Source organism: Paenibacillus whitsoniae (assembly GCF_003955665.1).
GTDB lineage: Bacteria > Bacillota > Bacilli > Paenibacillales > NBRC-103111 > Paenibacillus_E > Paenibacillus_E whitsoniae.
This window is the reverse complement of record NZ_RXHU01000053.1, coordinates 1-5,078: the sequence shown is the minus strand read 5'-3', so window position 1 is coordinate 5,078 and position 5,078 is coordinate 1. Positions and strand designations below refer to the sequence as shown.

The window sequence follows — 5,078 nt, the reverse complement described above, 5'->3', positions numbered from 1 at the left end:
CAGCTTAATGATCGTTTTTTGTGATGATGACCTAGGCAGAGCAAGATAACAAGAAGCACGGATGAGTCGGAATAACGTTAACATACGGACGAAGGATCCTGTCGGGCAGCATATCTGGCCTCCACCTCATGGACAGGTTGAATGAAGGAATGTGGGAGCGTAGACTCTGCGAGATGTGGGAGGGTTGACCACCATGAGCTTATGTGGAGATCCAAAGGTGCAACCATACATTACCATACCATCCGTTTTTTACAACAGGTGGTTTATGTAGAGAGTCTTTTGTCCCTCGGCATATCCATAAATTTCTTCCTCTACAACTTCATACCATTGAATGTTATCTGCTAAAAAGTATTTAAAGGTCAAAAGCTGAGAAAACGAGAGTATTTGAGAGCAAAGCGTTTCTCCATAGACGGAGATTAACGTAGCAGTGAAGCAACCATATCTTTGTCTTTTTGAAAGGAAATAAATCCATTTTTTACAAAATATTCAATGGATATGTTAAATGAGATATCAATCACAGATACAATAATGATAATACCAGCCATTGTTGGAATGTGTTTAGAACCGTAAAATTAAGATCATGATCATCCAATGCTAATGCAAAATTGGAGCGCAAAAATATAAGACAGACTTACAAATTGGAGGAAGAACTCATGATTCCGTACATCAATAAAGAAGTTCCACTTACGATTTCTATGTGGGACTATTCCTGGCTCAAGGCGAACCACCCTGGCGGTGCCTACGAGGATTTGGCTAGATGTGTCGAAGAAGCCAAGATTCGCGGATATAACACTTTACGGGTAGATTGCTTTCCAAATCTTATCCTTGAGGAATCTGTGAATTTTAAGAAGAACTGGGATTCGAGGACGGAACTGCCTCAATGGGGACAAACGATGGTCGACTTTTCCTGCAACGTGCTAGAACGGCTTTCAACACTTGCGGAATTATGCCGTAAAAATGGGATCTGGTTAGGTTTGGATGCATGGGACAAAGCGAGCATGATCGGACACTACAATATTATCGAACCGCAGGATGAAGAGAAAACATTTGTGAGTTATTCCGAAACTTGGGTACAGGCTCTACGTTTGATGAGGGAAGAAGGAATATTGGAACGGACAGTATGGGTCGCCCCTATGAACGAAGTACCTCATTATTGCTGTGGAAAAGTTAGATCCATTATGGATTTGGAGCAGCGAATTAGAACTGAAGGCGAGGTTATTCTTGAAAAAAATGCGGAATTGGATAAGGCATATCAGCGTGTCAACCATTGGATGGGAGAAGCGATCAAGGAAGAAATCCGCCGAGACGGTATCCCATTGTGCTACTCATCATTAGGGGCAGAGCCGTATGCCAACAGATTAACGGATATTTACGACGTAGTTGATGTTCATTATATGCCGTCTGTGGTTATGGACGATAGCGACGTGGAAGCCTTCGAACAGACTGGAAAGGGAGCCTCCCGCTTCTCCAATTTCCTACAATTACACACATATGACTTGAAAAGCTATTCGGAAGTTTGGGATACAGCTTGTCAAAAGAATTATGGAAAAATGCTGGAAGGCGTGCGTGCTTATCATGAAAATGCGTTGAAGCATTTGACCCTTGCTTCTGGCAAAGAATTATGCCCGATAATTACAGAATCCTTTGGTCCATGTTATTTCCCAGATCATCCTGATGTTAGCTGGGACTGGTATAAAAGGTATAACGCAGATGCGGCAAAGTTAATTGCTAAGCTTCCGTTTGCAGGGACTAGCCTTTCCAACTATGCGGAACCGCAATACCGTTTATGGAAAGACGAGGAATGGCATAGGACCACCAACCTGTTTCTCCAGAATTCGTATTAACGCGAGACAGAGCAACTTTACATTACGCTAAACATTCCTGTATAGCCTAAGAAATGGGCTTTGTCAAAAAAGGAGCGCCTCGGTATGATGGGTTTGTCGACGGGTAGAAACCCAACACCATCAAGGAGGCGCTCTTATTATGAAGTTTAAGCAATCAGACGGACAAAATCAACGTATTGAAAGAATTACTACTTCACATTTTGTTGTGGGGATTGATATGGCAAAGGAAACTCAAGTAGAAGCAACAAATTATCGAGGGATTGTCCTTACAAACCAGCATCTTTCATTCAAGAATACGATCCAGGGATTTGAGAAATTACATCGTTGGATGGGAGGCTTGCAACAAAAACACCGACTAAAGAACATCATAATTGGTATGGAGCCTACGGGACACTACTGGTACAGTTTGGCTAACTGGCTTGTTGAAAAAGGCTTAAATGTCGTTTTAGTGAATCCTGCAACGACGAAGCGAAACAAGGAGAATAGAGATAATTGTCCTTCCAAGAGTGACCCGAAAGATGCTCTTGTTATTGCGGATGTTGTTAGCCGTGAATATTATTATAAGTACATTCGGCAAGCAACTCATTTTCAGAGGTTACGGACCCAGATGAATGATCGAGAATTCTGGGTTACCAATAGTGTCGGATGCAGAATCGAATCATACGATGGCTGGATATACGTTTCCCTGAGTATGCTTCTGTGTTTAAAAGATTGGACCTGTCCACGCTCCATAGCTACACTCAAAGAGTTCCCGTCTCCGTTGGATCTAAAAGGTCAATCTACGTCAGATGTTATTACAGGTTGGCGAAAATATATGAAACGAGCTGGCGGCTCAACGGGATTCAAAAGGCAGCCGAACTACTCTCTAAGGCGGTTCAGAGCGTGGGAGAGTCTGTTGCACTAAATGAGGCCAAACAGGATCTGCATCGCTTACTAGAAGAGTACGAGCGTATTGATGGCATATTGAACGAAATAGAACAAGAAATCGCGGCTTTACTTAGTGAGATTCCAATTGCTAGCCAACTTCGCTCCGTCAAAGGTTTGGGCACAATATATATTGCAGCTATTCTGGCTAGCGCGGGTGATTTGAAGCAGTACGCTCACGGTCGTCAGTTGCTACGGAAGGCCGGTTTAAATTTATCAGAGAGCATGTCTGGAAAGCGTAAAAGCCAGATCATACTCTCTAAAAGAGGAGATTCGACACTCCGAAAATATTTGTATCTAGCCACCTTAACATTAGTAGGAACAAACCCTGTATTTAAGCAATTACACGAGAATAATGTGCAAATTAAACATATGAGTAAGCAGAAGTCGATATTTAAATTTGATTCATTCGCAGGACTTCAAACATAGAAAGCACGGAGGACCGAGTTCTTTCTTCAAAAGGGCACAGACCCATCCGCTAAACGCTATCGGTCTCCACACCTTGGATAGGTGTAACGAAGCATTCCTGTAGAGCGTTAATTTTTCGCTTTGAAAGAAATGGAGCCCCCTCGTAAGATGGAATTATGCACAGGGTTAATTTCCCTAAAATTCACTATCTAGGAGGACATACTGCTATGAAATTTAAACAACAGAATGCTCAAAATCAACGGATAGAACGTATCACTAGTAATCACATTGTTGTCGGTATCGACATTGCCAAAGAGACACAAGTCGCTCGAGCTGTAACTTACCGTGGTATCGAGCTAGGCAGGCCCTGCTTGTTTAAAAATGACAAAGTGGGTTATCAAAAGCTATTAAGTTGGGTTAAATCGTTACAAATACAACATAACAAGACCAGTGTTATTGTCGGTATGGAGCCAACAGGTCATTACTGGCTTAACCTCGCCTGGTGGCTTTTAGAACAACGTTTTGAAGTAGTGACCGTTAATCCTTATCACGTTAAAAGTAACAAGGAGAATCGTGATAATTCACCCACCAAAAGTGATCTGAAAGATGCACTGGATATAGCCGATATGGTGAAGAATGGTTATTACTCCCCCTTGCGGTTCCCAACTGGTAAATACCAAGCACTCCGAAGTAACGGGCAGATTTCGCTAATCCACGATATATAAAAAAATCCAAATATAAATAATTAAATCGAAAAACCTTTCATTAGCGGCATGATAAATGAAATTGCACCCATTCCAAGTTTCATAAAGCTGCCTATGTTGCTAAACAAACCGCCTGACCCGCCTGCATTTTTGGCAGCACCTTGACCACCACCCAGTAATCCACCTGTAGAGGCCCCTCCAAACAATCCTCCAAGTCCTCCGCCACCAAGAAGCCCGAGCATGTTACCTAAACCACGAAAACTTGATATATGAGCTTTAGACCTAACATTATTCCGTGGAATCTTCTTGTCGCCTTTAAATCCTTGAAGAATAACTTGACTAACCTGCACTTCTTTCAGAACGCCATAATAGACAGAACCGTCCTTGAGTATTACGCATACTGGTGATCCTAGGCTAGCCGTTGCTTGAGCGGTGATCGTGGGTGACGATGCCAATCGTCCTTTCTGACCTACATTCACGCGACCGTGCTTTTTTGTGGGGCGTTGATAAGTATTCATGCTGCTCGCACATCCTTTTAGTGGTGTCCCTATTCTTGTCATCATATGTTGAGAAGACAAGGTCCGAATGTGCTTTTTATAAAATAAATCATTTTTAATTGAACTGCCTTGAGGGGGCTTATCTTTTGGGTGTCATTTTTTTAGTTTTATTCATCACAGGAATTTTTCTGCGATTCCGAATAAAGAGCATGATTCTGATGGCTTTCCCTAATGGACTAATCACCTGGATCAGTATAGAATCATCAGAAGATGAACTGGTACTATTGAGGAAAAAGGACGAAGTAGTTTTAAATTATAAAAACATTTATATAATCATAGATTACCCATTAAAAAAAACCAAAGTATTTGAAATAAATAATTCCAGACTACTATTAAGATCAGATTTAATAAATCAGATAAGTAAAATATATCATACCATTTATCAAGAAGAAGAAGATACGTCCAGCATTAAAACAATTCCAATGATGGAGAGAGGTAATCTTAAAAACAGGAATGAAACAAACGGCAAATACGGTATCTGGGGTCATGATCTTTGAGATCTAGATTTAGGTTCAATCAATGTCGTTAAGAAAAATAATGGAGAAATTTATTTATATCTTAATATCGAATCTTAAATGTTTTATTAGAAAACATGTATCGAAAACAACATGTCATTGATCTAATATGAACGAGGCGGTCAA

Annotated in this window: 5 protein-coding genes and 1 pseudogene; 5 read left to right on the top strand and 1 reads right to left on the bottom strand. The window is 41.0% G+C overall.

The window, feature by feature from the left end:
- Positions 1-653: 653 nt before the first annotated feature.
- The 4 genes and pseudogenes from EJQ19_RS17565 to EJQ19_RS17555 all read left to right on the top strand — a co-directional run.
- A complete protein-coding gene (locus tag EJQ19_RS17565) occupies positions 654-1,844 on the top strand; it encodes a cellulase-like family protein (RefSeq protein WP_126142546.1) in 1,191 nt (396 codons plus the stop codon).
- Between the two features lie 139 nt (positions 1,845-1,983).
- Positions 1,984-2,748 carry an IS110 family transposase gene (locus tag EJQ19_RS32590; RefSeq protein ID WP_241242960.1) on the top strand — a complete coding sequence of 255 codons (765 nt, stop codon included), beginning with the start codon at positions 1,984-1,986 and terminating at the stop codon, positions 2,746-2,748.
- On the top strand, positions 2,727-3,197 hold the full coding sequence (locus EJQ19_RS32585; protein ID WP_241242959.1) for a transposase: 471 nt from the start codon (positions 2,727-2,729) through the stop codon (positions 3,195-3,197). Before EJQ19_RS32590 ends, EJQ19_RS32585 begins: the two co-directional genes overlap by 22 nt.
- 206 nt (positions 3,198-3,403) lie before the next feature.
- A pseudogene (locus tag EJQ19_RS17555) lies at positions 3,404-3,865 on the top strand (IS110 family transposase); the annotation flags it as partial.
- 56 nt (positions 3,866-3,921) lie between these two features.
- Here the strand turns inward: EJQ19_RS17555 and EJQ19_RS17550 are convergent.
- Positions 3,922-4,398, bottom strand: a complete 477-nt coding sequence (locus tag EJQ19_RS17550; RefSeq protein ID WP_126142544.1) for a hypothetical protein — start codon at positions 4,396-4,398, stop codon at positions 3,922-3,924.
- A 125-nt stretch (positions 4,399-4,523) separates the two neighbouring features.
- Between EJQ19_RS17550 and EJQ19_RS17545 the strand changes: the two genes are divergently transcribed.
- Positions 4,524-4,934 (top strand): hypothetical protein, encoded by a 411-nt coding sequence (locus EJQ19_RS17545; protein WP_126142543.1) that lies wholly within the window; start codon positions 4,524-4,526, stop codon positions 4,932-4,934.
- Positions 4,935-5,078 lie beyond the last annotated feature (144 nt).